20 protein-coding genes are annotated in these 23,493 nt (G+C 70.6%); 15 read left to right on the top strand and 5 right to left on the bottom strand.

Going from position 1 to position 23,493, the window contains the following annotated elements; translation table 11 throughout:
- Positions 1-8 precede the first annotated feature (8 nt).
- From narJ to V6M57_RS05375, 4 genes are all read right to left on the bottom strand, one after another.
- Entirely contained in the window at positions 9-680 is a 672-nt protein-coding gene (gene narJ / locus V6M57_RS05390) for a nitrate reductase molybdenum cofactor assembly chaperone (protein WP_332813960.1), read from the bottom strand.
- A complete protein-coding gene (narH, locus tag V6M57_RS05385) occupies positions 677-2,206 on the bottom strand; it encodes a nitrate reductase subunit beta (protein ID WP_332813959.1) in 1,530 nt (509 codons plus the stop codon). Before narH ends, narJ begins: the two co-directional genes overlap by 4 nt.
- A complete protein-coding gene (locus tag V6M57_RS05380) occupies positions 2,203-5,991 on the bottom strand; it encodes a nitrate reductase subunit alpha (protein ID WP_332813958.1) in 3,789 nt (1,262 codons plus the stop codon). Before V6M57_RS05380 ends, narH begins: the two co-directional genes overlap by 4 nt.
- 109 nt (positions 5,992-6,100) lie before the next feature.
- A complete protein-coding gene (locus V6M57_RS05375; protein WP_332813957.1) occupies positions 6,101-7,384 on the bottom strand; it encodes an MFS transporter in 1,284 nt (427 codons plus the stop codon).
- Between the two features lie 169 nt (positions 7,385-7,553).
- Between V6M57_RS05375 and V6M57_RS05370 the strand changes: the two genes are divergently transcribed.
- From V6M57_RS05370 to V6M57_RS05310, 13 genes are all read left to right on the top strand, one after another.
- Positions 7,554-8,972 (top strand): NarK family nitrate/nitrite MFS transporter, encoded by a 1,419-nt coding sequence (locus tag V6M57_RS05370; protein ID WP_332813956.1) that lies wholly within the window; start codon positions 7,554-7,556, stop codon positions 8,970-8,972.
- Between the two features lie 164 nt (positions 8,973-9,136).
- Positions 9,137-10,654, top strand: a complete 1,518-nt coding sequence (nirK, locus tag V6M57_RS05365) for a copper-containing nitrite reductase (RefSeq protein WP_332813955.1) — start codon at positions 9,137-9,139, stop codon at positions 10,652-10,654.
- 160 nt (positions 10,655-10,814) lie between these two features.
- A complete protein-coding gene (locus V6M57_RS05360) occupies positions 10,815-11,096 on the top strand; it encodes a DUF2249 domain-containing protein (protein ID WP_332813954.1) in 282 nt (93 codons plus the stop codon).
- Positions 11,097-11,126: 30 nt separating this feature from the next.
- A complete protein-coding gene (locus V6M57_RS05355) occupies positions 11,127-13,403 on the top strand; it encodes a nitric-oxide reductase large subunit (RefSeq protein ID WP_332813953.1) in 2,277 nt (758 codons plus the stop codon).
- A gap of 58 nt (positions 13,404-13,461) precedes the next feature.
- Positions 13,462-13,929: an RrF2 family transcriptional regulator gene (locus tag V6M57_RS05350; protein ID WP_332813952.1), complete on the top strand. Its 468-nt coding sequence runs from the start codon at positions 13,462-13,464 to the stop codon at positions 13,927-13,929.
- The gene (locus V6M57_RS05345; RefSeq protein ID WP_332813951.1) at positions 13,926-14,261 is read left to right on the top strand and encodes a metal-sulfur cluster assembly factor; all 336 of its coding nucleotides are present in this window, start codon (positions 13,926-13,928) and stop codon (positions 14,259-14,261) included. The genes V6M57_RS05350 and V6M57_RS05345 overlap by 4 nt, the downstream gene beginning before the upstream one ends.
- Positions 14,261-15,502, top strand: a complete 1,242-nt coding sequence (locus V6M57_RS05340) for a hypothetical protein (protein WP_332813950.1) — start codon at positions 14,261-14,263, stop codon at positions 15,500-15,502. The genes V6M57_RS05345 and V6M57_RS05340 overlap by 1 nt, the downstream gene beginning before the upstream one ends.
- Positions 15,503-15,797: 295 nt before the next feature.
- Positions 15,798-15,941 (top strand): hypothetical protein, encoded by a 144-nt coding sequence (locus V6M57_RS05335; RefSeq protein WP_332813949.1) that lies wholly within the window; start codon positions 15,798-15,800, stop codon positions 15,939-15,941.
- 15 nt (positions 15,942-15,956) lie between these two features.
- Positions 15,957-18,368, top strand: a complete 2,412-nt coding sequence (locus tag V6M57_RS05330) for an adenosylcobalamin-dependent ribonucleoside-diphosphate reductase (RefSeq protein ID WP_332813948.1) — start codon at positions 15,957-15,959, stop codon at positions 18,366-18,368.
- Positions 18,365-19,630, top strand: coding sequence for an NnrS family protein (locus V6M57_RS05325; protein ID WP_332813947.1), 1,266 nt, complete (start codon positions 18,365-18,367; stop codon positions 19,628-19,630). The genes V6M57_RS05330 and V6M57_RS05325 overlap by 4 nt, the downstream gene beginning before the upstream one ends.
- A gap of 45 nt (positions 19,631-19,675) precedes the next feature.
- Positions 19,676-20,227: a nitroreductase family protein gene (locus V6M57_RS05320; protein WP_442968781.1), complete on the top strand. Its 552-nt coding sequence runs from the start codon at positions 19,676-19,678 to the stop codon at positions 20,225-20,227.
- On the top strand, positions 20,224-20,772 hold the full coding sequence (locus V6M57_RS05315; protein ID WP_332813946.1) for a hemerythrin domain-containing protein: 549 nt from the start codon (positions 20,224-20,226) through the stop codon (positions 20,770-20,772). Before V6M57_RS05320 ends, V6M57_RS05315 begins: the two co-directional genes overlap by 4 nt.
- A gap of 129 nt (positions 20,773-20,901) precedes the next feature.
- Positions 20,902-21,450: a hemerythrin domain-containing protein gene (locus tag V6M57_RS05310; protein WP_332813945.1), complete on the top strand. Its 549-nt coding sequence runs from the start codon at positions 20,902-20,904 to the stop codon at positions 21,448-21,450.
- Between the two features lie 60 nt (positions 21,451-21,510).
- Here V6M57_RS05310 and V6M57_RS05305 read toward each other — a convergent pair whose 3' ends face one another.
- Entirely contained in the window at positions 21,511-21,759 is a 249-nt protein-coding gene (locus V6M57_RS05305) for a DUF3297 family protein (protein WP_332813944.1), read from the bottom strand.
- A gap of 44 nt (positions 21,760-21,803) precedes the next feature.
- Here V6M57_RS05305 and V6M57_RS05300 point away from each other — a divergent pair, with 44 nt between their 5' ends.
- Both V6M57_RS05300 and V6M57_RS05295 read left to right on the top strand, forming a co-directional pair.
- The gene (locus tag V6M57_RS05300) at positions 21,804-22,580 is read left to right on the top strand and encodes an SDR family NAD(P)-dependent oxidoreductase (protein WP_332813943.1); all 777 of its coding nucleotides are present in this window, start codon (positions 21,804-21,806) and stop codon (positions 22,578-22,580) included.
- A gap of 30 nt (positions 22,581-22,610) precedes the next feature.
- Positions 22,611-23,492, top strand: a complete 882-nt coding sequence (locus V6M57_RS05295; protein ID WP_332813942.1) for a DMT family transporter — start codon at positions 22,611-22,613, stop codon at positions 23,490-23,492.
- Position 23,493 lies beyond the last annotated feature (1 nt).

Below are 23,493 nucleotides of genomic sequence, written 5' to 3'. Positions count from 1 at the left end.
CTGTCTCCTTAGCGTCCCATCGCGGCCTTCAGCCGCTGCACGATGCCGCCGCCCGCCTGCGGCGCCGGCGCGCCGCTGAAGGTGACCGGCTCTTCCTGCCAGGTCTCGTCCAGCGACTTCGCCTCCTGCGTGGCCAGCCGCCGGCGCACCTCGTCCAGCGCATCGGGGTCGGGCGCGCCCTCGCCCAGCGCCAGCAGCGCGGTGAACACGGCGGCATACGGCGTGCCGCGCTGCTGCAGCCGCTCGGCCAGCGCCGCGAACACGTGGGCCGGCTGCCCCAGCCATTCGCGCGCTTCGCGCGGCGGCAGGAAGGACACGAACTCGAGGAACAGCGGCAGGTAGTCGGGCAGTTCCGAGGTCCCCATGAGGAAGCCGTTCGCCTCGTAGCGCCCGGCCAGGTCGACCAGCGCTCGGCCGCGCTCGCGGCTTTCGCCGTGGACGTGCTCGAACAGGTGCAGCGACAGGGCGCCGGAGCTGTCGAACAGCGAGCTGTAGTGCTCCTGCAGGTCCCAGATGTCGTGGGCCGCCAGCCGCGCCAGCAGCGGCTCCAGCGCCCGCTGTTCGCGCGCGCCTAGCGCACCCTCGGTCTCGAAGGCGGCCCGGATTTCCGGCACCGCCGCCTGCAGGTCCGCGTCCGGATAGCCCAGCAGCGCGCTCAGGGCCTTGGCGGTGCGTTTCATGTCGGCACGTCCATGTCCTTGTGGCGCGGCGTCTGCTTGGGTCCGCCGCCGAACAGGTTCAGCCCGCTGCGGCCTTCGGTCTGGTCGCGGAAGCCGAAGCCGGTGGAGCCGCGCAGCCAGTAGGCGTCTTCCTCCAGTTCGCGCCGCACGGTGGGGATCACGTAGCGGTCCTCGTAATTGGCGATCGCCATGACCTGGTACATGTCCTCCAGCGTCGCGGTGGACAGGCCCACGCGCTGCGCGATCGCCTCGTCGATGCGGCCGTCGACCCGCTTGGCGCGCATGTAGGCGCGCATGGCCAGCATGCGCTCCAGCGCGGCCGCGACCGGCGCCTCGTCGCCGGCGGTCAGCAGGTTGGCCAGGTAGCGCAGCGGGATGCGCAGCGAGCGCACGTCCGGCATGCCGTCCTTGGCCGAGAGCTTGCCCGCCTCGGCGGCCGACTGGATCGGCGACAGCGGCGGGATGTACCAGACCATCGGCAGGGTGCGGTACTCCGGGTGCAGCGGGAACGCGACCTTCCACTCCTTCATCATCTTCCAGCAGGGCGAGCGCAGCGCCGCCTCGATCCACTGGCGCGGCACGCCGTCGAGGGCGGCCTGGCGCTGCACCTCGGGGTCGCGCGGGTCCAGCATCAGGTCCAGCTGCGCCTGGTACAGCGCCTTCGGGTCCTCGACCGAGGCCGCGGCCTCGATGCGGTCGGCGTCGTACAGCACCACGCCGAGGTAGCGGATGCGGCCCACGCAGGTCTCCGAGCAGACGGTGGGCTGGCCGGTCTCGATGCGCGGGAAGCAGAAGATGCACTTCTCGCTCTTGCCCGAGGACCAGTTGTAGTAGATCTTCTTGTACGGGCAGCCCGACACGCACATGCGCCAGCCGCGGCACTTCTCCTGGTCGATCAGCACGATGCCGTCTTCCACCCGCTTGTAGATGGCGCCCGAGGGACAGGCCGCCGCGCACGAGGGGTTCAGGCAGTGCTCGCACAGGCGCGGCAGGTACATCAGGAAGGTCTGCTCGAACTGGCCGTAGATCTCCTTCTGGATGCCCTCGAAGTTCCGGTCGTGCGAGCGCTTGGCGAACTCGCCGCCCAGCATGTCCTCCCAGTTGCCGCTCCACTCGATCTTGTTGAGCACTTCGCCGGTGACCAGCGAGCGCGGCTTGGCCACCGGCTGCGCCTGCAGCTCGCCGGCGTTCTGCAGCCAGCCGTAGTCGTAGGTGTAGGGCTCGTAGAAGTCGTCGATCTCCGGCAGGTGCGGGTTGGCGAAGATCTTGGCCAGGATGCGCCACTTGGATCCCAGGCGCGGCTCGATGCGGCCGTTCTTCTTGCGCACCCAGCCGCCGCGCCAGCGCTCCTGGTTCTCCCAGTCCTTGGGGTAGCCGATGCCGGGCTTGGACTCGACGTTGTTGTACCAGGCGTACTCCTGGCCTTCGCGGTTGGTCCAGACGTTCTTGCAGGTGATCGAGCAGGTGTGGCAGCCGATGCACTTGTCCAGGTTCAGCACCATCGGGATCTGCGCGCGGACTTTCATCGCAGCACCTCCTTGCGGGCGACCACGCCCCGGCCCCAGTCGGCGCTGCCGCCGCCGGCGTGCACGGCGTCGTCGGCCGCCTTGTCGAACCAGTTGACCTGGCTCATCTTGCGCACGATCACGAATTCGTCGCGGTTGGCGCCCACCGTGCCGTAGTAGTTGAAGCCGTAGGCCAGCTGCGCGTAGCCGCCGATCATGTGGGTCGGCTTCATGTTGATGCGCGTCACCGAGTTGTGGATGCCGCCGCGCTGGCCGGTGATCTCGGAGCCGACCACGTTCACCAGCTTCTCCTGCGCGTGGTACATGATGGCCGTGCCCGGCATGATGCGCTGCGACACGATGGCACGCGCCGTCAGCGCGCCGTTCATGTTGAAGACCTCGATCCAGTCGTTGTCCTCGATGCCGGCCTCGCGCGCGTCGTCCTCGCTGATCCACACCGTCGGTCCGCCGCGACTGAGCGACAGCATGATCAGCGTCTCCGTGTAGGTCGAGTGGATGCCCCACTTCTGGTGCGGCGTCAGGATGTTGAGCTGGATCTCCCGGTTGCCGTTGGGCAGCTTGCCCAGCACCTGCCGCACGGTGCGGGTGTCGATCGGCGGGCGCCAGGTGACGAAACCTTCGCCGAAGGCGAGCATCCACGGGTGGTCCTGGTACAGCGACTGGCGGCCGGTCAGCGTACGCCAGGGGATCAGCTCGTGCACGTTGGTGTAGCCGGCGTTGTAGCAGACGCTCTCGCTCTCGATGCCGGACCAGGTGGGCGAGGAAATGATCTTGCGCGGCTGCGCCGTGATGTCGCGGAAGCGGATCTTCTCCTCGTGCCGGCCCTCGGCCAGGTGGGCGTGCTCGCGGCCGGTGGCTTTCGACAGCGATTCCCAGGCCTTCACCGCCACTTCGCCGTTGGTCTCGGGCGCCAGGTACAGCACGGCCTCGCAGGCTTCGATGTCGGTCTGCAGGCGCGGCCGGCCGGCGGCGGGGCCATCGGGCACGGTGCCGTTGAGGGCCTTCAGGCCCTGGATCTCGTGCTGGGTGTCCCAGTGGATGCCCTTGGAGCCGTTGCCCAGCTGGTCCAGCGCCGGCCCCAGCGAGGTGAAGCGGGCATAGGTCGCCGGGTAGTCGCGCTCGACCAGGAACACGTTGGCCATGGTCCGGCCCGGCACCGGCTCGCACTCGCCGCGGCCCCAGTCGCGCGGCTGGTAGGGCTGGGCGATCTCGCCCTTGCTGTCGTGCTGCAGCGGCTGCAGCACCAGGTCGTGCTCCACGCCCAGCACCTCGGGCGCCACCTGCGAGAACTTCTCGGCGATGCCGCGGAAGATCGCCCAGTCGGTGCGGGCCTCCCAGGCCGGGTCCACCGCCGCCGTCAGCGGGTGGATGAACGGGTGCATGTCGGTGGTGTTGAGGTCGTGCTTCTCGTACCAGGTGGCGGTGGGCAGCACCACGTCGGCGTAGAGGCTGGTGGTGGACATGCGGAAGTCGATGTTCACGTACAGGTCCAGCTTGCCCACCGGCGCCTGCTCGTGCCAGACCACTTCCTTCGGCTTCTGGATGCCGGCACGCACGTCGTCGGTGCCGACGATGCCGTGCAGCGAGCCCACGTAGTGCTTGAGGAAGTACTCGTGGCCCTTGCCGCTGGCCCCCAGCACGTTGCCGCGCCAGAAGAACATGTTGCGCGGCCAGTTGACCGGGTTGTCCGGATCGAGGCAGGACATCTTCACCTCGCCGGACTTCAGCAGGCGCGGCACCTCCTGCTGGATGTCGGCGCCCGATGCCTTGAGTCGCCGGCCCAGCTCGATCGGGTTGAGCTGCAGCTGCGGCGCCGAGGGCAGCCAGCCCATGCGCTCGGCCCGCACGTTGTAGTCGATGATGGCGCCCGACCAGTCGCCCGGCGGCGCCGTCGGCGAGATGATGTCGGCTATGCGCAGCGTCTCGTAGCGCCACTGGTCGGTGTGGGCGTAGAAGAAGCTGGTGGCGTTCATCTGCCGCGGCGGACGCACCCAGTCGGAGGCCATGGCGATCGGCAGCCAGCCGGTCTGCGGCCGCAGCTTCTCCTGGCCGACGTAGTGGCTCCAGCCGCCGCCGGACTGGCCGATGCAGCCGCACATCACGAGCAGCGAGATGATCCCGCGGTAGCTCATGTCCATGTGGTACCAGTGGTTCAGCCCGGCGCCCAGGATCACCATGGACTTGCCCTGGGTCTTCGCCGCGTTGTCGGCGAACTCGCGGGCGACCTGGATGATCCGCTCGCGCGGCACCCCGGTCACCTTCTCGGCCCAGGCGGGCGTGAACGGCACGTCGTCGTCGAAGCTGCGGGCCACGTTGGCGCCGCCGAAGCCGCGGTCCAGCCCGTAGCTGGCACAGAACAGGTCGAACACCGTCGCGACGCGGGCCGTGCCGCCGCCGGCCAGCGCGATCTCGCGCACCGGCACGTGCCGGATCAACACCTCGTCGTGGGCGGTGGCCACGAAGTCGTGCGGCGCCTCGCCGCCGAAATAGGGGAAGGCCACCGCCACGACGCCGTCGTTCTGCTTCTCGAAACTGCGCAGCAGCTTCACCTCGCGGCCCTGCCCGTCCTTCTCCTCGAGGTTCCACTGGCCCTGCTCGCCCCAGCGGAATCCCACCGAGCCGAGCGGCGCCACCAGCTTGTTGCTCGTTTCGTCGAAGGCGATGGTCTTCCAGTCCGGGTTGTTGGCCTCGCCCAGGTTGTCGATCAGGTCGGCCGCGCGCAGCAGCCGGTCGGGCACCAGCCGGCCGCCCTGCTCCACCAGCTTCACCAGCATCGGGAAGTCGGAGTACTTGCGGGTGTAGTCCTCAAAGTACGGGACCTGCCGGTCCAGGTGGAACTCGCGCAGCACCACGTGGCCGAAGGCCAGCGCCAGCGCCGCGTCCGTGCCCTGCTTGGGGTGCAGCCACATGTCGGAGAACTTGGCCGCCTCGTTGTAGTCCGGGGCGATCACCACGCTCTTGGTGCCGCGGTAGCGCGACTCGGCGTAAAAGTGCGCGTCCGGCGCCCGGGTCATGGGAATGTTGGAGCCCCACACCAGCAGGAAGCCGGCGTTGTACCAGTCGGCGCTCTCGGGCACGTCGGTCTGCTCGCCCCAGGTCTGCGGCGACGAGGGCGGCAGGTCGCAGTACCAGTCGTAGAAGGACAGCAGGTTGCCGCCGATCAGCGACAGGTAGCGGCTGCCCGAGGCGTACGAGATCATCGACATGGCCGGGATCGGCGAGAAGCCGGCGATGCGGTCGGGGCCGTATTCCTTGATCGTCCAGGCGTTGGCTGCCGCGATCAGCTCGTTCACCTCGTCCCAGCCGGCGCGCACGAAGCCGCCACGGCCGCGCTTGCTGACCCATTCCATGCGCTTGGCCGGATCGCCGACGATGGACTTCCAGGCCGCCACCGGGCTCATGCTGGCGCGCGCCTCGCGCCAGAACCGCAGCAGCCGCCCGCGCACCAGCGGGTACTTGATGCGGGTGCCGGAGTACAGGTACCAGCTGTAGCTGGCGCCGCGCGGGCAGCCGCGCGGCTCGTGGTTGGGCAGGTCGGGGCGGGTGCGCGGGTAGTCGGTCTGCTGGGTCTCCCAGGTGACGATGCCGCCCTTGACGTAGATCTTCCAGGAGCACGAGCCGGTGCAGTTCACGCCGTGGGTGGAGCGCACGATCTTGTCGGCCGCCCAGCGCTTGCGGTAGGCGTCCTCCCAGGCCCGGCTCTCGTTGGTGGTGATCCCGTGGCCGCCGGAGAAGGTCTCCCGGGCCTGGCGGAAGTACGTGATTCGATCCAGGAAGTGGCTCATCTCATGTTCCTTGCTCCAACGATGACGAATGACCTCGCTGCGCTTCGAATGACGAATGACTGGGGTTCCTTCGTCATTTGTCATTGCCCGGCGAAGCCGGCGTCATTCGTCATGCGGCCGCCGGGTGCAGGACCTCGGTGCGGCGCACCTCGGTCAGGTACATCCAGATCAGCGACACCCAGACCACCCCGTACAGCAGCATGAAGGCCGAGGACCGGATGCCGGTGAAGTCCAGCAGCGCGCCGAACAGGATCGGCAGCACGAAGCCGCCCAGGCCGCCGGCCAGGCCGACGATGCCGCTGATGGCGCCGATGTTGTGCGGGTAGTCGTTGCTGATGTACTTGAAGACGCTGGCCTTGCCGAAGGCCCAGGCGACCCCCAGCACGGCCATCAGCGCGGTGAAGGCATAGACGTTCAGGCCGATGTGGAAGGTCCTGGGGCCGTCCAGCGTGAGGACGGTGAACTGGGTCTGCGGGTAGGACAGCAGGAACAGGCAGATCCAGCTGACCCACATCACCCACCAGGTCACGCTCTGGGCGCCGTACTTGTCCGACAGGGCCCCGCCGATGGCGCGCAGCACGCCGCCCGGCAGCGAGAAGCAGGCGGCCAGCAGCGCCGCCACCCGGATGTCCAGGCCGTACTCGCCCACGTAGTACTGCACCATCCACAGCGACAGCGCCACGTAGCCGCCGAACACGATGCTGTAGTACTGGCAGTAGCGCAGCACGCGCGGGTCCTTCAGCGTCCGCAGCTGCTGGCCGAAGCTGACGTCGGCCGGTACCCGGTGCGACGGGTCGTCGTGGCTGAAGAACCAGAACAGCAGCAGCGCGCCCAGCATCACGGCCGCATAGACCTGCGGCACCATCGCCCAGCCGAAAGCCACCACCAGCGCCGGTGCGACGAACTTGTTGACCGCCGCACCCGAATTGCCGGCGCCGTAGACGCCCATCGCCAGCCCCTGGCGGTGCCTGGGGAACCAGCGCGCCACGTAGGGCGTGCCCACCGAGAACGAGCCGCCGGCCAGGCCGACGAACAGGCCGATCACCAGGAAGTGCCAGTAGGCGGTGGCATAGGCCATCAGCCAGATCGCCGGGATGGTGGCCGCCATCAACAGCGCCATCACCACGCGCCCGCCGTAGCGGTCGGTCCAGATGCCCAGCGGCACCCGCACCAGCGAGCCGGTCAGCACCGGCGTGGCGGTGAGCAGTCCGAACTGGGTGGCGTTGAGGCCCAGCTGCTGGCGCAGCGGAATCCCGATCACGCCGAACATCATCCACACCATGAAGCAGACGGTGAACGCCAGGGTGCTCACCACCAGCACCGACAGCGCCTTGCGCCCGATCGGCGCCGTGCCCGCGGTCGGCGCGGCCCCGGATGTGAAGTGGGTGGCCATGGTTGCGGGGCAGATTAGCAACCGGTGGCGCGCGGGGGGCACCGCTGTAACAGCCGACTGCGGCCGGGCTGGGAACGCCTGAGCCAGGCTCTTACATGCGCTGACAGCCCGCCCACCGCGGCGGCGCCCGCCGCTAGATTGCGGCCAACCCCCACCGCAGGCCGCCGCCATGCCGACCACCTCGCCTCCGCGCAGCACGCGGGCCGCGCGCCGCACGCTGCACCTCTGGACCCCCGAGGACAAGGCCTTCTGGGAGCAGGAAGGCCAGGCCATCGCCCGCATCAACCTGTGGATCAGCGTGCCGGCGCTGTTCCTGGCGTTCGCGATCTGGCAGCTGTGGAGCGTGGTGGCGGTGAGCCTGCCGGCGCTGGGCTTTCGCTATACCACCGACCAGCTGTTCTGGCTGGCGGCGGCGCCGGCGCTGTCGGGCGCGACGCTGCGCATCTTCTATTCCTTCATGGTGCCGCTGGTGGGCGGGCGCCGCTGGACGGCGATCTCCACCGCCTCGCTGCTGATCCCGGCCATCGGCATCGGCATCGCGGTGCAGGACAACACCACGCCCTACACGACCATGCTGGTGCTGGCCCTGCTGTGCGGCTTCGGCGGCGGCAACTTCTCCTCCAGCATGTCCAACATCAGCTTCTTCTTCCCGAAGGAGCGCAAGGGTTCGGCCCTGGGCGTGAATGCCGGACTGGGCAACCTGGGCGTCTCGGTGGTGCAGTTCCTCAGCCCGCTGGTGGTCACCGCCGGCGTGCTGGGCATTTTCGCCGGCGACCCGCAGACCATCCTGCGCAACGGCAACGAAGTGCGCGTGTGGACCCAGAACGCCGCCTTCATCTGGGTGCCCTGGATCGCGCTGGCCGCGGTGGCCGCCTGGTTCGGCATGAACGACATCGCCGAAGCCAGGGCCTCGGTGGCGGCGCAGGCGGCGATCTTCCGGCGCAAGCACAACTGGCTGATGTGCCTGCTGTACCTGGGCACCTTCGGCTCCTTCATCGGCTACGCGGCCGGCTTCCCGCTGCTGATCAGGAGCCAATTCCCCGACATCAACCCGCTCGCCTTCGCCTGGCTGGGGCCGCTGCTCGGCGCGGTGGTGCGGCCGTTCGGCGGCTGGCTCTCGGACCGCTGGGGCGGGGCCACCGTGACGCTGTGGAACTTCGTCGCGATGGCCGCCGGCGTCGCCGGCGTGCTGTGGTTCCTGCCCAGCGGGCCAAGCGGGGGCTCCTTCGCCGGCTTCTTCCTGGCCTTCCTGGTCCTGTTCATCACCACCGGCATCGGCAACGGCTCGACCTTCCGCATGATCCCGGTCATCTTCCTGACCCAGGCCCTGCGCGGGGTCGACCCGAACGACGCGGCGGCGGTGGCCCGCGCCACCCGGGAGGGCAACACCGAGGGCGCCGCCACCCTGGGCTTCACCGGCGCGATCGGCGCCTATGGCGGCTTCTTCATCCCCAAGAGCTACGGCACCTCCATCGCCAACACCGGCGGGCCGGAGGCCGCGCTGTACGTCTTCATCGCCTTCTACCTGCTGTGCATCGCCGTCACGTGGTGGTTCTACAGCCGGCGGGGCGCGGAAATGCCCTGCTGACGCCTTCTCTCCAGGGTCGCCGCTCGAAAGGTGCACCGACAGGGTACCTTTTGACCAGGATCAAGCCGGTCAACCCGGGTAAACCCTAAATTCCTCTCGACGGCTCACAAGGCTGTCGGCCAGCGGGGGCCAGCCCCGCGAATCAGAGGAAACAAGGTCCCACGATGAAAGCCCCGAAGTTCGCCCCCACTGCCGTTGCCGTCGCGCTGCTGTTTGCCGCGGCACCCCTGATCGGCTCGGTCGGCGCGACCGTCGTCACCGGCAAGAACGCCGGCTCCGCCGCGCCCGCGGCGGTGGCCGCCAAGGCCAGGGCCCCGGCCGCTGCCGGCCAGGTGCACAAGATCACGCTGAAGACCGGCATGGCGGGCGGCAAGATGGTCTACCTGGACGAGAAGGGCAACGCCAACCCGGTGCTCAAGGGCAAGGTCGGCGACACCCTGGAAATCACCATCTCCAGCGGCGAAGGCGCCGAGCACGACATCGTGTTCCCCGAGCTGAAGGTCGCCTCGGCCAAGTTCAGCGGCAAGAGCGTGGTCAAGGTCACCGTGCCCCTGACCCAGGGCGGCAAGTTCACCTACTACTGCTCCATCCCGGGCCACAGGCAGATCGGGATGGAAGGCACGGTGGAAGTCGAAGGGCCGGCCGGTTCCGCGGCCGTCACCGTCCCCGCCGGCGCCGTGAAGACCGTCGCACTGGGCGCCGGCCCGGCAGGCGCCATCGATGCCAAGGCCATTGCCCCGGCCGCCGCCAACGCGGTGAGCATCTCCATGGACCCGAACGCGGTGCCCAAGCCGATCGGCAAGCGGCCGCCCCAGCTGGTCAAGTACCACATCGAAACGGTGGAACTGGAAGGCAAGCTGGACGACGGCACCACCTTCACCTACTGGACCTTCGGCAAGAAGGTGCCCGGCCCGATGCTGCGGGTGAAGCAGGGTGACACGGTCGAACTGACGCTGAGCAACGCGCCCAACAGCAAGGCGATCCACTCGATCGACCTGCACTCGGTGACCGGCGGCCACGGCGGCGGCGAGCACACCCAGGTGGCGCCCGGCGAATCCAAGACGATCCGCTTCAAGGTGCTCAACCCGGGCCTGTACGTGTACCACTGCGCCACCGCATCGGTGCCGCACCACATCTCGGCCGGCATGTACGGAATGATCCTGGTCGAGCCGCCGGAGGGGCTGCCCAAGGTGGACAAGGAGTTCTACGTCATGCAGGGCGACCACTACACCTCGCACGCGCACGGCACCAAGGGCCACCAGGCGTTCGACCACGGCCGCGCCGCGGACGAGCTGCCCACCTGCTACACCTTCAACGGCTCGGTGGGCGCCTTGACCAAGGAACACAAGATGACGGCCAAGGTCGGCGAGACGGTGCGCGTGTACTTCGGCGTCGGCGGCCCGAACAAGGTCTCCTCGTTCCACGTGATCGGCGAGATCTTCGACAGGGTCTACAGCGAAGGCTCGGTCAAGGCGATCAAGACCGACGTGCAGACCACGCTGGTGGCCCCCGGCGGCGCGACCATCGTCGACTTCAAGGTCAACTACCCTGGCAAGTTCCTGCTGGTGGACCATGCCCTGTCGCGCGTCGGCAAGGGCGCGGCGGGGGCCCTGGAAGTGACCGGTCCGGCCGACGACAGCATCTACAAGGCCTCGAGCGGCGCGATGCACGTCGAGCATTGACAGGGTGGTTGGTAAGTGAGTGAGGGATGGGGCGCTTCGGCGCCCCTTTTCATGCGCAAGCGGGCGCGGGGGCATCGCCGACTTGACGTGCGTCAAGGAGGAAATCAGGGCCGTCCCTAGCATTAGGTGTATCCGCAATGCACCTTCAAAAAGGACTCCCATGACGACTCCGGCATCCCGCATCGACGTTCGCACCATCGCCCCGCGCGAGCGCCATTCGCTGATCTTCTCGACCTTCGATGCGCTCGCCACCGGCCAGGCCCTGGAACTGGTCAACGACCACGATCCCCGGCCGCTGTACTACCAGTTCAACGACCGCACCCCCGGCGAGTTCGAGTGGACCTACCTGGAACAGGGCCCGGACACCTGGCGCGTGGCCATCACCCGCCTGAAGGCCCCGCATGGCTCCGACGGCTCGTGCTGCGGCTCGTGCGGAGGCTGAACCCCATTTGCAACTTCGGATGAAGACACCATGAGAAGCAACAACGTGCTGTGGCGCTGGCTGGGATTCGTATTCGTCCTGTCCTTCGGCGCGCTCGGCTACCTGGGCTGGCAGATCTACCTGACCGCGCCCCCCATCCCGACCGCGGTGGTCACCACCAGCGGCGACGTGCTGTTCACCGGCGAACAGATCCAGAAGGGCCAGGAAGTCTGGCTCGCCTCGGGCGGCCAGCAGCAGGGCAGCGTCTGGGGCCACGGCGCCTACGTGGCGCCGGACTGGTCGGCCGACTGGCTGCACCGTGAAGCCGTGGCGCTGCGCGACCTGCGGGCCAAGGCGATCAAGAGCGATCCCGCGGCGCTGACGACCAGCGAGCGCGGCGCCGTCGACGCGGCCCTCAAGGAGGAAATGCGCGCCAACACCCACGACGCCGCCACCGGCAAGGTGACGGTGTCCGAGGTGCGCGCCAGGGCCATCCGCGAGGTCGCCGCCCACTACGACGGCCTGTTCGGCAACGCCGCCTCGCTGGAAAAGCTGCGCGAGCAGTACGCGATGCGCGACGACACCCTGCCCGACGCCGCCGACCGCGCGGCGCTGAACGCGTTCTTCTTCTGGAGCGCGTGGTCCGCCGTGACCGACCGCCCCGGCGAGACCGGCCTGTCCTACACCAGCAACTGGCCGCACGAGCCGATGGTGGGCAACACCATGACCGGCTCGGCCGCGATGTGGTCGATGGTCAGCGTGATCCTGCTGCTGGCCGGCATCGCCGCCATGCTGTGGCTGCACGGCGCCGGCAAGCACGAGGAGCCCGCCGTCCCGCCCAAGGCCGACCCGCTGCTCGGTGCGGCCGCCACGCCCTCGATGAAGGCGGTGCGCAAGTACTTCTTCGCCGTCGCCGGCCTGCTGCTGCTGCAGATCGGGATGGGCATCGTCACCGCCCACTACGCGGTGGAAGGCAGCTCCTTCTTCGGCCTGCCGATCTCCGAGCTGCTGCCCTACGTCACCAGCCGCACCATCCACACCCAGGTGGGCATCTTCTGGATCGCCACCGCCTGGCTGGCCACCGGCCTGTACATCGCGCCCATGCTGAGCGGCAAGGAGCCGAAGTTCCAGAAGCTGGGCGTCGACTTCCTGTTCTGGGCGCTGATCGTCATCGTGGTCGGCTCCAGCGTCACCGGCTGGATCGGCACGCTGCAGCGCAACGGCACCGACTTCGCCTTCTGGATCGGCAACCAGGGCCTGGAGTTCACCTCCATGGGCCGCGTCTGGCAGTACCTGCTGTTCGTCGGCCTGGTGCTGTGGGCCGTGCTGCTGGGCCGTGCCCTGTGGCCGGCGCTGAAGAAGCCCTCGGAAAGCCGCGGCCTGATCGCCATGGTGTTCCTGTCGGCCACCTGCATCGCGGGCTTCTACGTCACCTCGCTGACCTGGGGCCAGAACACGCACTACTCGATGGTCGAATACTGGCGCTGGTGGCTGGTCCACCTGTGGGTGGAAGGCTTCTTCGAGGTGTTCGCCACCGCCGTGATCGCGCTGATCTTCACCAAGCTCGGCCTGGTGCGCGCTGGCAGCGCCAACCGCGCCATCATCGCCGAGACCATCGTGTTCCTGTTCGGCGGCATCCTGGGCACGCTGCACCACCTGTACTTCACCGGCACGCCCACGTCCGTGATCGCCGTCGGCGCCGTGTTCTCCGCGCTGGAAGTGGTGCCGCTGACGCTGATCGGCCTGGAAGCGCTGCAGACCTGGAAGCGCACCCAGGGCATCTCCTGGCTGCAGGCCTACAAGTGGCCGGTGCTGTGCTTCGTCGCGGTGGGCTTCTGGAACACCGTCGGCGCCGGCCTGCTGGGCTTCGCCATCAACCCGCCGGCCTCGCTGTACTACGTGCAGGGCCTGAACATGACGGCGGCCCACGGCCACGCCGCCCTGTTCGGTGTCTACGGCATGCTGGGCATCGGCCTGATGCTGTTCTGCCTGCGCGGCCTGTATGCGCGCCACCTGCACGCCGACGGCCTGCTCAAGCCCGCCTTCTGGGGCCTGAACATCGGCCTGGCCATGATGGTGTTCCTGTCGCTGCTGCCGGCCGGCATCTACCAGGCCTGGGCCGCGATCACCGAGGGCCTGTGGTACGCGCGCTCGGCGGAAATCATCCACTCGCCGGTGATGGAAACGCTGGTGTGGCTGCGGGTGCCGGGCGACGTGGTGTTCGCCGCCGGCGCCGCGATCCTGGCCCTGTACGTGGTGCGGCTGCTCGGCCGCGGCGGGCAGCGCCCGTCGACGGTGCCGGTCGGGGCTGCCACGGCACGCCGCTGAGGACAGGCAGGGGGGCCGGCGCAAGCCGGCCCTTTTTCCTTTTGCGAAGGAGACCGCCGTGAAACTCACCGCCTTCACCGACTACAGCCTGCGCGTGCTGATCTACCTGGCCATGCGGCCGGGGCAGCGCGCCACCATCGCCCAGATCGCCCAGTCCTTCCAGGTGTCGGAGAACCACCTGGTCAAGGTGGTGCACTTCCTGGGCAAGGCGGGCTGGCTGAAGAACGTGCGCGGCAAGGGCGGCGGCCTGGAGCTGGCCCGCCCGGCCGACCGCATCGGCATCGCCGACGTGGTGCGCGACGCCGAGGGCGACACGCGGGTCGCCGAATGCTTCGCCGCCGACGGCGGCAAATGCGTGATCGGACCGGTGTGCAAGCTGCGCAATGTCATGGGCGACGCCGTGGCTGCCTTCTACGCGGTGCTGGCGCGATATACGCTCGAGGACCTGGTGCGCAACCGCGAGGAGTTGGCCGCCATCCTGTTCCACCCCACAGCCGGCCGCGTGCCGGCAAGGAGCCGCGCATGATCGAGGACCTGCCCTTCCCCTTCGAACTGCCCGAGGCGCTGCAACTGCCCGTGCTGGAGGCGCTCCAGCGGGTGGTCGACCCCGAGGTCGCGATGAACATCGTCGACGTCGGCCTGATCTACGGCGTGCGGCTGGCCGGCCACGAGATCCAGCTGGAGATCACGATGACGTCGGCCGCCTGCCCGGTGGCCGACGTGATCATGGACGACATCGAGCGCGAACTCGACCGGGTGCTGCCGCCCGAGTACACGGTGCGCACCGAACTGGTCTGGGATCCGCCCTGGACGCCCGAACGCATGAGCGAGTCGGCCCGCAACTTCATGGGCTGGTGATGCGCCCGCCCGCACGCGAGCGCCAGCCCCGCGGCGAGCCGGCTTCGCCCGCCACCCGGTTGCTGGCGGTGGGCTTGCTGCTCTGCATCGCGGCCGGGCTGCTGTCCGCGGTGGCCGGCGGCCTGCTGCGCGCCGGCGTCCCGCTGGCGCGCGCCGGCGCCCCCGACTGGCTGGGCCAGGCCGCCGTGCAGCATGCGGCGCTGATGATCTGCGCTTTCATGGGCACGGTGATCGCGGTCGAGCGCGCGGTCGCCGTCAAGCTGGCCATGGCCTGGCTGGCCCCGGCCGCTTCGGCGCTGGCCGGCCCGGCCCTGCTGCTGGGCCATGCGGCCGTGGGCGGCGGGCTGCTGGTGCTGTCCGGGGCTGCGTTCGTCGCCGTCAATGTGGTCGTCGTGCAGCGGCAAAGCGAACCGCACACCTGGCTGCTGCTGGCCAGCGCTGTCGCCTGGTTCGCCGGCAACTCGCTGTTCGCCGCGGGCCTGGCGCCTGCCGCGGTGGTGCCCTGGTGGTTCGGATTCCTGGTGATGACGATCGCCGCCGAACGGCTGGAGATGACACGGCTGATGCGGCGCCGCCGCGCAGCGCTGCCGGCGCTGGTCGGCCTGCTGGCGCTGCTGGCGGCTGGGGCTGCCGGGTCGGCCGCGGATCCGGTGGCCGGCGGCGTCCTGTACGGGGTCGCGCTGCTGGGGCTGTCGGCCTGGCTGCTCAGCTTCGATATCGCCCGCCGCACCCTGTTCACGCAAGGCCTGTCGCGCTACATGGCCGTGTGCCTGCTGAGCGGCTATGCCTGGCTGGCGGTCGGTGGGGTGGCCTGGGCGGCCACCGCGACGGGCGCGCCCTGGCGCGACGCCGCGCTGCACGCGCTCGGGCTGGGATTCGTCTTCAGCATGATGATGGGCCACGCCCCGGTCATCCTGCCGGCGGTGGCGGGAGTCAAGCTGCTGTTCGGCTGGCCCTTCTACCTGCCGCTGGCGCTGCTGCACGGCTCGCTGCTGGTGCGGCTGGGCCTGCGCGCCTTCGACGCCGGCTGGTTGCCGCGCGGAGCGGAGCTGAATGCGGCCGCGATCGCGCTGTTCGCATTCACCGCGATCGGCGCGGTGTTCGCCTGGCGGCGCAAACACGCGCTGGCCCCGCGCCGCGCCCGGCCGCCGGCCCCTGCGGCGGCGGGTGGTGGCGGGAGCCCGGCTGCCCGGCGCCCCCAGCTGCCTGCTCGCGGGGCCGGGGGCGGAAAGGACGCTTGAGAGGACCGCGCCTGCCGAGTTGATCTGCATCAGCCAGCCGCCCCCGTCGACCCCTAGGATTTCCGCCCACATGCACCCTCCGAATTCCGCCGGCGAGCTTCCCCCGCCCGCCGGCACCGACACCGGACGCGATGCCGATCGCCTGCGGGTCCAGGCCGAGCAGCAGGGGCTGTCCCTCCTGCAGCTGGCCGGCCGCCACCCATGCCAAGAGCCACTGCACCCTGTGGTTCGACTGCCTGGCCGCGTGCGGCCTTCGCGACGGCAAGCCAGAATGGGGGCAGTCCTGCATCGACAAGTGCTCGGCCACGCCCTGGCCGGCGACGTGCGCAACGGCCTGTCCTTCCGTGGCGCCGGATCGCTGCCGTTCGGCACCGAGATCCGCTCCGTCCAGGAGCTGTTCCGCTGGCTGGTCGCCGGCCTGCGCCCCCAACCCTGCTGAGAAAGAAGCGAGAACATGAAGAGAGACGACGCTCCCGCCCTGCTGGACACCACGCCTGCGCTGCCGCCGCAGCCGATCAGCGAGGACGTGCTGGCCGAGAAGTACCTCAAGGACGGCGAGCGCTCGGTCGACGACCTGTACCGCCGCGTTGCGCGCGCGCTGGCCAGCGTCGAGGCGGAGCCGCTGCGCGCCGAGTGGGAAGCGAAGTTCCTGGCCAACCTGCAGGCCGGCGCGATCGGCGCCGGCCGCATCATGAGCGCCGCCGGCACCGGCCTGGAAGCCACGCTGATCAACTGCTTCGTGCAGCCGGTGGGCGACTGCATCCAGGGCAGCGACGCCAACGGCCTGCCCGGCATCTACGAGGCGCTGCGCGAGGCGGCCGAGACCATGCGCCGCGGCGGCGGCGTGGGCTACGACTTCTCCGCCATCCGGCCGCGCGGCGCCGAGGTCAAGGCCACCGCGTCGCTGGCCTCCGGCCCGTGCAGCTACATGGACGTGTTCGACCACTCCTGCGCCACGGTGGAGAGCGCGGGCGCGCGCCGCGGCGCCCAGATGGGCGTGCTGCGCATCGACCACCCCGACGTGCTGGAGTTCATCACCGCCAAGCGCACGCCGGGGCGCTGGTCCAACTTCAACGTGTCCGTGGGCGTCAGCGACGCCTTCATGCAGACCCTGCGCGCCGGCGGCACCTGGGAGCTGGTGCACCGGGCCAAACCCGGCGCCGCGCTGATCGAGGCCGGCGCGCGCCAACGCGAGGACGGCCTGTGGGTCTACCGCAGCATCGCCGCCGCGCAGCTGTGGGACACCGTGATGCGCTCGGCCTACGACTTCGCCGAGCCGGGCATCCTGTTCCTCGACACCATCGAGCGCGAGAACAACCTGCGCTGGTGCGAGAAGATCACGGCGACCAACCCCTGCGGTGAACAGCCGCTCCCCCCGTACGGCTGCTGCGACCTCGGCCCGATCGTGCTGACGCGCTACGTGCGCCAGGCCTTCGGCTACGGCGGCGAGCCCGCGTTCGACTTCGAGGGTTTCGAGCGGGCGGTGGCCACGCAGGTGCGCGCGCTCGACAACGTGCTGGACCTCACCCACTGGCCGCTGCCGCAGCAGCAGGAAGAAGCGCGGGTCAAGCGCCGCATCGGCGTGGGCTTCACCGGCCTGGGCGATACCCTGGTCATGATGCAGCTGCGCTACGACCGCGAGGAAGGCCGCGCACTGGCGGCCCGGATCGCCGAACGCATGCGCGATGCCGCGTATGCGGCGTCGGTCGACCTGGCCATCGAAAAGGGCGCGTTCCCGAAGTTCGAAGCCGACCCCTACCTGGCCGAAGGCACCTTCGCCAGCCGCCTGCCGCAGGCGCTGAAGGACCGCATCCGCGCCCACGGACTGCGCAACAGCCACCTGCTGTCGATCGCGCCGACCGGCACCGTCAGCCTGGCCTTTGCCGACAACGCCTCCAACGGCATCGAGCCGGCCTTCTCCTGGACCTACCGGCGCAAGAAGCGCGAGGGCGACGGCAGCCGCACCGAGTACGAGGTGGAGGATCACGCCTACCGCCTGTACGGCTCGCTGGGTGGCGACACGGCCCAGCTGCCGGGGTACTTCGTCTCGGCGCTGGAGATGGACGCCGGCTCCCACCTGGCCATGATGGCCGCGGTGCAGCCCTTCATCGACACGGCGATCTCCAAGACCGTGAACGTCGCCGTCGACTACCCCTACGACGACTTCAAGGACCTGTACCGCCAGGCCTGGGAATCCGGGCTGAAGGGGCTGGCCACCTACCGGCCCAACACCATCCTCGGCGCGGTGCTGGAAACCGGCCCGGCCGCGGCGGCCGAGCCGCCGGCGCCCCAGTCCGATCCGATGCGCGCCGTGATCGGCCGCCGGCCGCCCGGCGCCCTGCCCGCCGTCGCCGAGAAGATCAGCTACTGGACCCAGGAAGGCCAGCAGACCCTGTACATCGTGGTGTCCTTCCTGCCGGTCGAGGGCGGACAGGAGCGCGCCATCGAGTTCTTCATGCCGGTCGGCCAGAGCGGCGAGTCGCAGCAGTGGATCACCTCCAGCATGCGCCTGCTGTCGCTGGCCGCGCGCGGCGGCTTCCTCGACCGCGCGCTGGCCGACATGCGCAAGGTCGCCTGGGACCGCGGTCCGGTGCGCCTGGGCACCTTCCTGCGCGCCGACGGCGCCCAGGTGCCGCTGTGGCACGACTCGGAAGTGGCCGCCATCGCCTACGCCGTGCAGAACATCATCGCGCGCCGGCAGGGCAAGGCCGCCGACGCCGCGGCGGCGCCGCCCCTGGCCAGTGCACCGGCGCCCGGCGCCGTCATGCCGGGCGCCAAGTGCCCCGAGTGCGGGGCGCGCGCCATGATCCGCAGGGACGGCTGCGAGTACTGCACCTCCTGCGGGCACCTCGGGGCCTGCGGTTGACCGGCAAGCCACCGGTTCCGCCCCTTTCCCCCTGGCGCCCGCGGCACCTGCTGCTGGCGCCGCACCGCCTGGGGTTCTTCCTCGGCTGCACGCTGCTGGTTGCGGCGTCGCTGTGGTGGGCCTGGGTGCAGCTGGCGCGCGCCGGCGGGGTCGCGGCGCCCGTGCCGGCCCTGCCCGCGGTCACGCTGCACTCGGCGCTGATGGTGTTCGGCTTCCTGCCGCTGTTCTTCGTCGGCTTCCTGTTCACCGCGGCGCCGCGCTGGCTGCACGTGCGGCCGCTGCCGGCCCGCGCGCTGCTGCCGCCGGCGCTGCTGCAGGCCGGCGGCTGGCTGTTGTGGCTGGCCGGCGGGCATTGGCGGCCGGCCGCTGCGATCACCGGGCTGCTGGCCGGCACGGCCGGGCTGGCCTGGGCGGCGGCGAAGTTCTGGGCGATGGTGCGGGCCAGCACCGAGGAGGACCGCCTGCACCCGATGCTGGTCGGCTGGGCGCTGCTCGCGGGCATCGCCTGCCAGCTGGGGCTGGCCATGGCCCTCATGCTGGGCGCGGCCGGCCCGCAGCGGGCGCTGGTGCAATGCGGGCTCTGGGCCTTCGTGGTGGTCGTGTTCGTCACGGTGGCGCACCGCATGCTTCCGTTCTTCACCTCCGACGCCGTGCCGCTGGTGCAGGCCTGGGGGCCGTTCTGGATGCTGTGGCTGATGGTGGGTGCCGCGCTGTTCGAGGCCGCCGCCGCGTGGGCCGACGCCGGCGGCTGGTCGCACCCGGCCTGGCTGCTGCTGCGCGGCGGGGTGGAGGTCGCGGCCGGCGGGGCGCTGGTCGCGGTGGCGGTGGCCTGGAGCCGGGTGCAGAGCCTCAAGGTGCGGCTGATGCGCATGCTGCACCTGGGCTTTGCCTGGCTGGGTGCGTCGCTGCTGCTGGCCGGCGGCGCGCACCTGGCGCACGGCTGGAGCGGCCGGCCGGTGCTGCCGCTGGCACCGCTGCACGCGCTGGCGATGGGCTGCCTCGGCTCGCTGCTGCTGGCCATGGTGACGCGTGTCTCGGCCGGCCACGGCGGCCGTCCACAGGCCGCCGACAACCCGACTTGGGCGCTGTTCTGGGCGCTGCAGGCCGCCGCCGTGCTGCGCATCGCCGGCTCCCTGCCGCTCACCGCGGGGCAGATGCTGCTGGCGGGCGCCGCCGTGCTGTGGGCCGGCGTGGTGCTGGCCTGGGCCCTTCGACTGGGAGACTGGTATGGACGCACCCGCCCCGACGGCCGCCCCGGATGAGGCCGCGGCCCCTGGGCGCGGGCCTGGATCGAATCGCGCCGCACCGTGCGGCCCAGGCGGCTCGCTGCGCCAGGCCCATGCGGCGAGGAACTGGCGCGCATCGTGCAGGCCGCCGGTGCGGCACCGGACCACGACCGGCTGCTGCCCTGGCGATTCGTGCTGGTGCCCGAAGCGGCGCGCCCGCGGCTCGCCGCTGCCTTCGAGCCGGCGCTGGTGGAGCGCGACCCCGCCGCCACCGGCGAGCAGCGCGAGCAGCGCGAGCAGCGCGAGCAGGCCCGCGAGAAAGCCTTCCGCGCGCCGGTGCTGCTGCTGGCCGTGGTGCGCCTGGCCGGCGAGGCGGCCGAAGTGCCCGACGCCGAACGCCTGCTGTCGCTCGGCCGTGCCGTGCAGAACATGCAGCTGATGGCCACCGCGCTGGGCTTCGCGTCGGCCCTGACCCGAGGCAAGGCGCTGGGCTCGCGGCCGCTGCAGGAACTGTTCGCATTGGCGCCGGACGAACAGGCCGTGTGCTTCGCCAGCATGGGCACCGCCGCCGGCCACAAGCCCGGCCAGCCCCGGCCGCAGCCGGACCAGTACCTCACCCACCTTGCGCCATGAGCCCTGTCATCTCCATCGCGCCGCCCGGCGGCCCGGCCTCGCCCACGTTCGAGCAGCCCTACGAGATGCTGGAAGCCTGCCATGAGCGGGTGCACCGCATGCTGGCCCTGCTGGGCCGGCTGCGGGAGCACGTGCTGCGGCACGGTGCCGACGAGCAGGCGCGCGGCGCGGCCCGCGACGTCATGCGCTACTTCGACCAGGCCGCGCCCCAGCACCACCTGGACGAGGAATTGCATGTGTTCCCGCGCCTGGACGGCAGCGGCGACGCCGCCCTGGCCGCCATCGTCCGCCGCCTGCGCGACGACCACCGGCGCATGGACGCCGCCTGGTCCGCCGCACGCGAGGTGCTGGCACCGCTGGCCGCCGGCGAGCTGGGCGCGCTGGGTCCCGGCCACGAGCAGGCGCTCGACGACTTTGCCGGGCTCTACGACGGACACATCCGCGCCGAGGAGCAGCTGGTCTATCCGGCCGCCTCGGCCGGCATGGACGCAGCGGCCACCCGCGCCATGGGCGAGGAGATGATGCGGCGCCGCGGGGTGCGCTGAAGCGCCACTTCCGCACGCCTGCGGCCGCGGCATGCCGGCCCTCGGCGCAGGAATTGACGCGTGTCAACCTGGTCGCGCGGCCGGCGCCTACATTCGCTGCATGCGGCACGCCGCCGCCAGGAGCAGCAGATGACCCCCATCGCCACCGCCCGCGCCGTCGATGAGCCCACCCCCGTGCAGCAGTTCTCCAACTGCCACGGCGGCATCCTGAACGGCCTGCATGGCTTCAGCGAACTGCCGGCGCTGCAGGACGCCGCGGTGCGCGCCCGCAACCTGGCCGCCGACACGCTCAAGCTGCTGGACCACGCCGTGACCGAGCACCACTCCGAGGAAGAGGACGAGCTGTTCGACGCCGTGACGCGCAGCGCCCGCCCCGGGCCCGAGCGCGATCGCGTCAAGGTGCTGGTCGACCGCCTCACCGCCGAGCACCGCGAGATCGAGGACGCGTGGAAGCGCATGCGCGCGCAAGTCCAGCTGGTCGCCGCCGGCAAGCCGGCCCAGCTGCGCGCCGAAGCCGTGAAGCTGCTGGTGGAGTCGTACGAGGCCCACGCGCAGCTGGAAGAGCGCGAGTTCCTGCCGCTGGCCGCCGAGATCCTGGGGCGCAACGGCAACCACATGGCGGCGCTGGGGCTGGCCCTGCACATGCGGCACGCGCACGTGCCGACGGCCTATATCTGAATCGCGTGCGGCGGGCCGCGCCGGAGTGGGAAGGTCGGCAACGGAGGCCGCGCATAGCGCTCACCGATAGAACGCCTCCACCTTCCCCTTCAGCTTGATCATCAGCGGCTGTCCCTTGCGGTCGACGGTCTTGCCGGCCGGCACGCGGATCCAGCCTTCGCTGATGCAGTATTCCTCGACGTCGTCGCGCGCCTTGCCGTTGAAGCGGATGCCGACCTCGTGCTCGAAGATGGCGGGCACGTGATGCGGGCTGCGCGGGTCGATCGACAGGCGGTCAGGCAGGTCGGGGCGGGGCTTCGGTTCTTCCATGGGGCGCTATTCTGCGGGTTCTTCCAAGGCAAAGGACCCTCCCGATGACCGACCAACCCGCCGCCCTCATCACCGGCTCCGCCACCGGCGTCGGCGCCGCCACCGCGCTGCAACTGGCCCGGCGCGGCTGGAACGTGGCGATCAACTACTCGCGCAGCGAAGCGCAGGCGCAGGAGACGGCGCAGGCCTGCCGCGAAGCCGGCGCAGACGCGCTGGTGCTGCAGGGTGACGTGGCCCGGGACGCCGACTGCCGCCGCCTGGTGGCAGCAACCGTGGCGCGCTGGGGCCGCCTGGACGCCCTCGTCAACAACGCCGGCACCACCGTGTTCGGCGAGGCGGCCAGGTGGGACGCACTGGACGCCGAGGTGTTCCAGCACATCCTGGGCGTCAACACGGTAGGCACCTTCCAGATGGTGCGGGCGGCCGTCCCGCACCTGAAAGCCGCGCGGGGCAGCATCGTCAATGTGTCCTCGGTCGCGGGCGCGCTGGGCATAGGCTCCTCGGTGCCCTACGTCGCCTCCAAGGGCGCGGTGAATTCGATGACCTTGCACCTGGCCCGCGCGCTGGCGCCCGAGATCCGCGTCAATGCCGTGTGCCCGGGCCTGATCACCTCGCGCTGGTTCGCCCGCGGCATCGGCGAGGAGGCGTACGAGAAGACGCGCCAGGCCTACGAGGCGCAGGTGCCGCTGGGCCGCTCCAGCACGCCGGAGGACGTGGCCGAATCCATCGTCTGGCTGGTGACCGGCGCGCGCACCGTCACCGGCGAGCTGATCCTGCTGGACAGCGGCGTGCACCTGGGGCGCGACACGCCGCGGCGCTAGCGCTTCTGCCCCGACAATGGCGGCTGCCTCATGCACGCCCGCCATTTCCTCCAGCTGCTGCTGCTGTCCGCCGTCTGGGGGGCCTCCTTTCCCCTGATCCGCATCGCCGCCCCGGCCTTCGGCCCCTGGCCGATGGCCTGCCTGCGCTGTGCGCTGGCCGCCGCGGTGCTCGCACTGCTGATGCGGGTGATGCGGCTGCGCTGGCCGGCGCGCGAACATTGGCGCTCCCTGGCGATCCTGAGCGCGCTGACCGTGGCGGCGCCGTTCGTGCTGTTCAATGCGGCCGGGCTGGTGCTGCCGGCGGGCTATTCGGCGCTGCTCAATGCGACCGTCCCGCTGTTCGGGGTGATGGCCGGCGCGGCCTTCGGCGACGAGCGGCTGACCCGGCGCAAGCTGGCGGGCTGCGCGGTGGGCCTGGCCGGCGTCGCGCTGCTGGTGCAGCTGGGGCCGGTGCGGGTCGACCTGCCCGTGGCGATGGCGGTCCTGGCGTGCGTGGCGGCCTCGGCCAGCTACGGCTTCGGCGCCGTGCTGATGAAGCGGGCAACCTTGACGCACGACCCGCTGTCCGCCTCCGCCGCGGTGCACGTGGCCGGGGTCCTGCTGCTGCTGGTGCCGGCGGGCGTGGCGGCGCCGGCCATACAGGTCACGCCGGGCGCCCTCGCGGCGCTGGCCCTGCTGGGCACCTTCACCTCCGGCTTCATGTACTGGATCAGCATGCGGCTGGTGCGGGAGATTCCGGCCAGTGCCGCCACCTCTTCGGCTTTCATGATCCCGATGTTCGGCGTGACCTGGGGCGCGCTGTTCCTGGGCGAACCGGTGACCGCCGGCATGGTGCCGGGCGTGCTGATGGTGCTGGCGGCCTGCGCCCTGGTGACCGGATTCAATCCGCTGGCCCGGGCGCGCTCGCGCTGAA

Source organism: Ramlibacter sp. (assembly GCF_036676645.1).
Lineage (GTDB): Bacteria > Pseudomonadota > Gammaproteobacteria > Burkholderiales > Burkholderiaceae_C > Ramlibacter.
Note: the sequence above shows the minus strand (reverse complement) of the source record. Positions and strands in the feature narration are given on the sequence as shown.

Coding starts and splice junctions, on each gene's coding strand:
- narJ (WP_332813960.1), bottom strand. CDS start 680: ATGAAACGCACCGCCAAGGCCCTGAGCGCGCTGCTGGGCTATCCGGAC.
- narH (WP_332813959.1), bottom strand. CDS start 2,206: ATGAAAGTCCGCGCGCAGATCCCGATGGTGCTGAACCTGGACAAGTGC.
- V6M57_RS05380 (WP_332813958.1), bottom strand. CDS start 5,991: ATGAGCCACTTCCTGGATCGAATCACGTACTTCCGCCAGGCCCGGGAG.
- V6M57_RS05375 (WP_332813957.1), bottom strand. CDS start 7,384: ATGGCCACCCACTTCACATCCGGGGCCGCGCCGACCGCGGGCACGGCG.
- V6M57_RS05370 (WP_332813956.1), top strand. CDS start 7,554: ATGCCGACCACCTCGCCTCCGCGCAGCACGCGGGCCGCGCGCCGCACG.
- nirK (WP_332813955.1), top strand. CDS start 9,137: ATGAAAGCCCCGAAGTTCGCCCCCACTGCCGTTGCCGTCGCGCTGCTG.
- V6M57_RS05360 (WP_332813954.1), top strand. CDS start 10,815: ATGACGACTCCGGCATCCCGCATCGACGTTCGCACCATCGCCCCGCGC.
- V6M57_RS05355 (WP_332813953.1), top strand. CDS start 11,127: ATGAGAAGCAACAACGTGCTGTGGCGCTGGCTGGGATTCGTATTCGTC.
- V6M57_RS05345 (WP_332813951.1), top strand. CDS start 13,926: ATGATCGAGGACCTGCCCTTCCCCTTCGAACTGCCCGAGGCGCTGCAA.
- V6M57_RS05340 (WP_332813950.1), top strand. CDS start 14,261: ATGCGCCCGCCCGCACGCGAGCGCCAGCCCCGCGGCGAGCCGGCTTCG.
- V6M57_RS05330 (WP_332813948.1), top strand. CDS start 15,957: ATGAAGAGAGACGACGCTCCCGCCCTGCTGGACACCACGCCTGCGCTG.
- V6M57_RS05315 (WP_332813946.1), top strand. CDS start 20,224: ATGAGCCCTGTCATCTCCATCGCGCCGCCCGGCGGCCCGGCCTCGCCC.
- V6M57_RS05310 (WP_332813945.1), top strand. CDS start 20,902: ATGACCCCCATCGCCACCGCCCGCGCCGTCGATGAGCCCACCCCCGTG.
- V6M57_RS05305 (WP_332813944.1), bottom strand. CDS start 21,759: ATGGAAGAACCGAAGCCCCGCCCCGACCTGCCTGACCGCCTGTCGATC.
- V6M57_RS05300 (WP_332813943.1), top strand. CDS start 21,804: ATGACCGACCAACCCGCCGCCCTCATCACCGGCTCCGCCACCGGCGTC.
- V6M57_RS05295 (WP_332813942.1), top strand. CDS start 22,611: ATGCACGCCCGCCATTTCCTCCAGCTGCTGCTGCTGTCCGCCGTCTGG.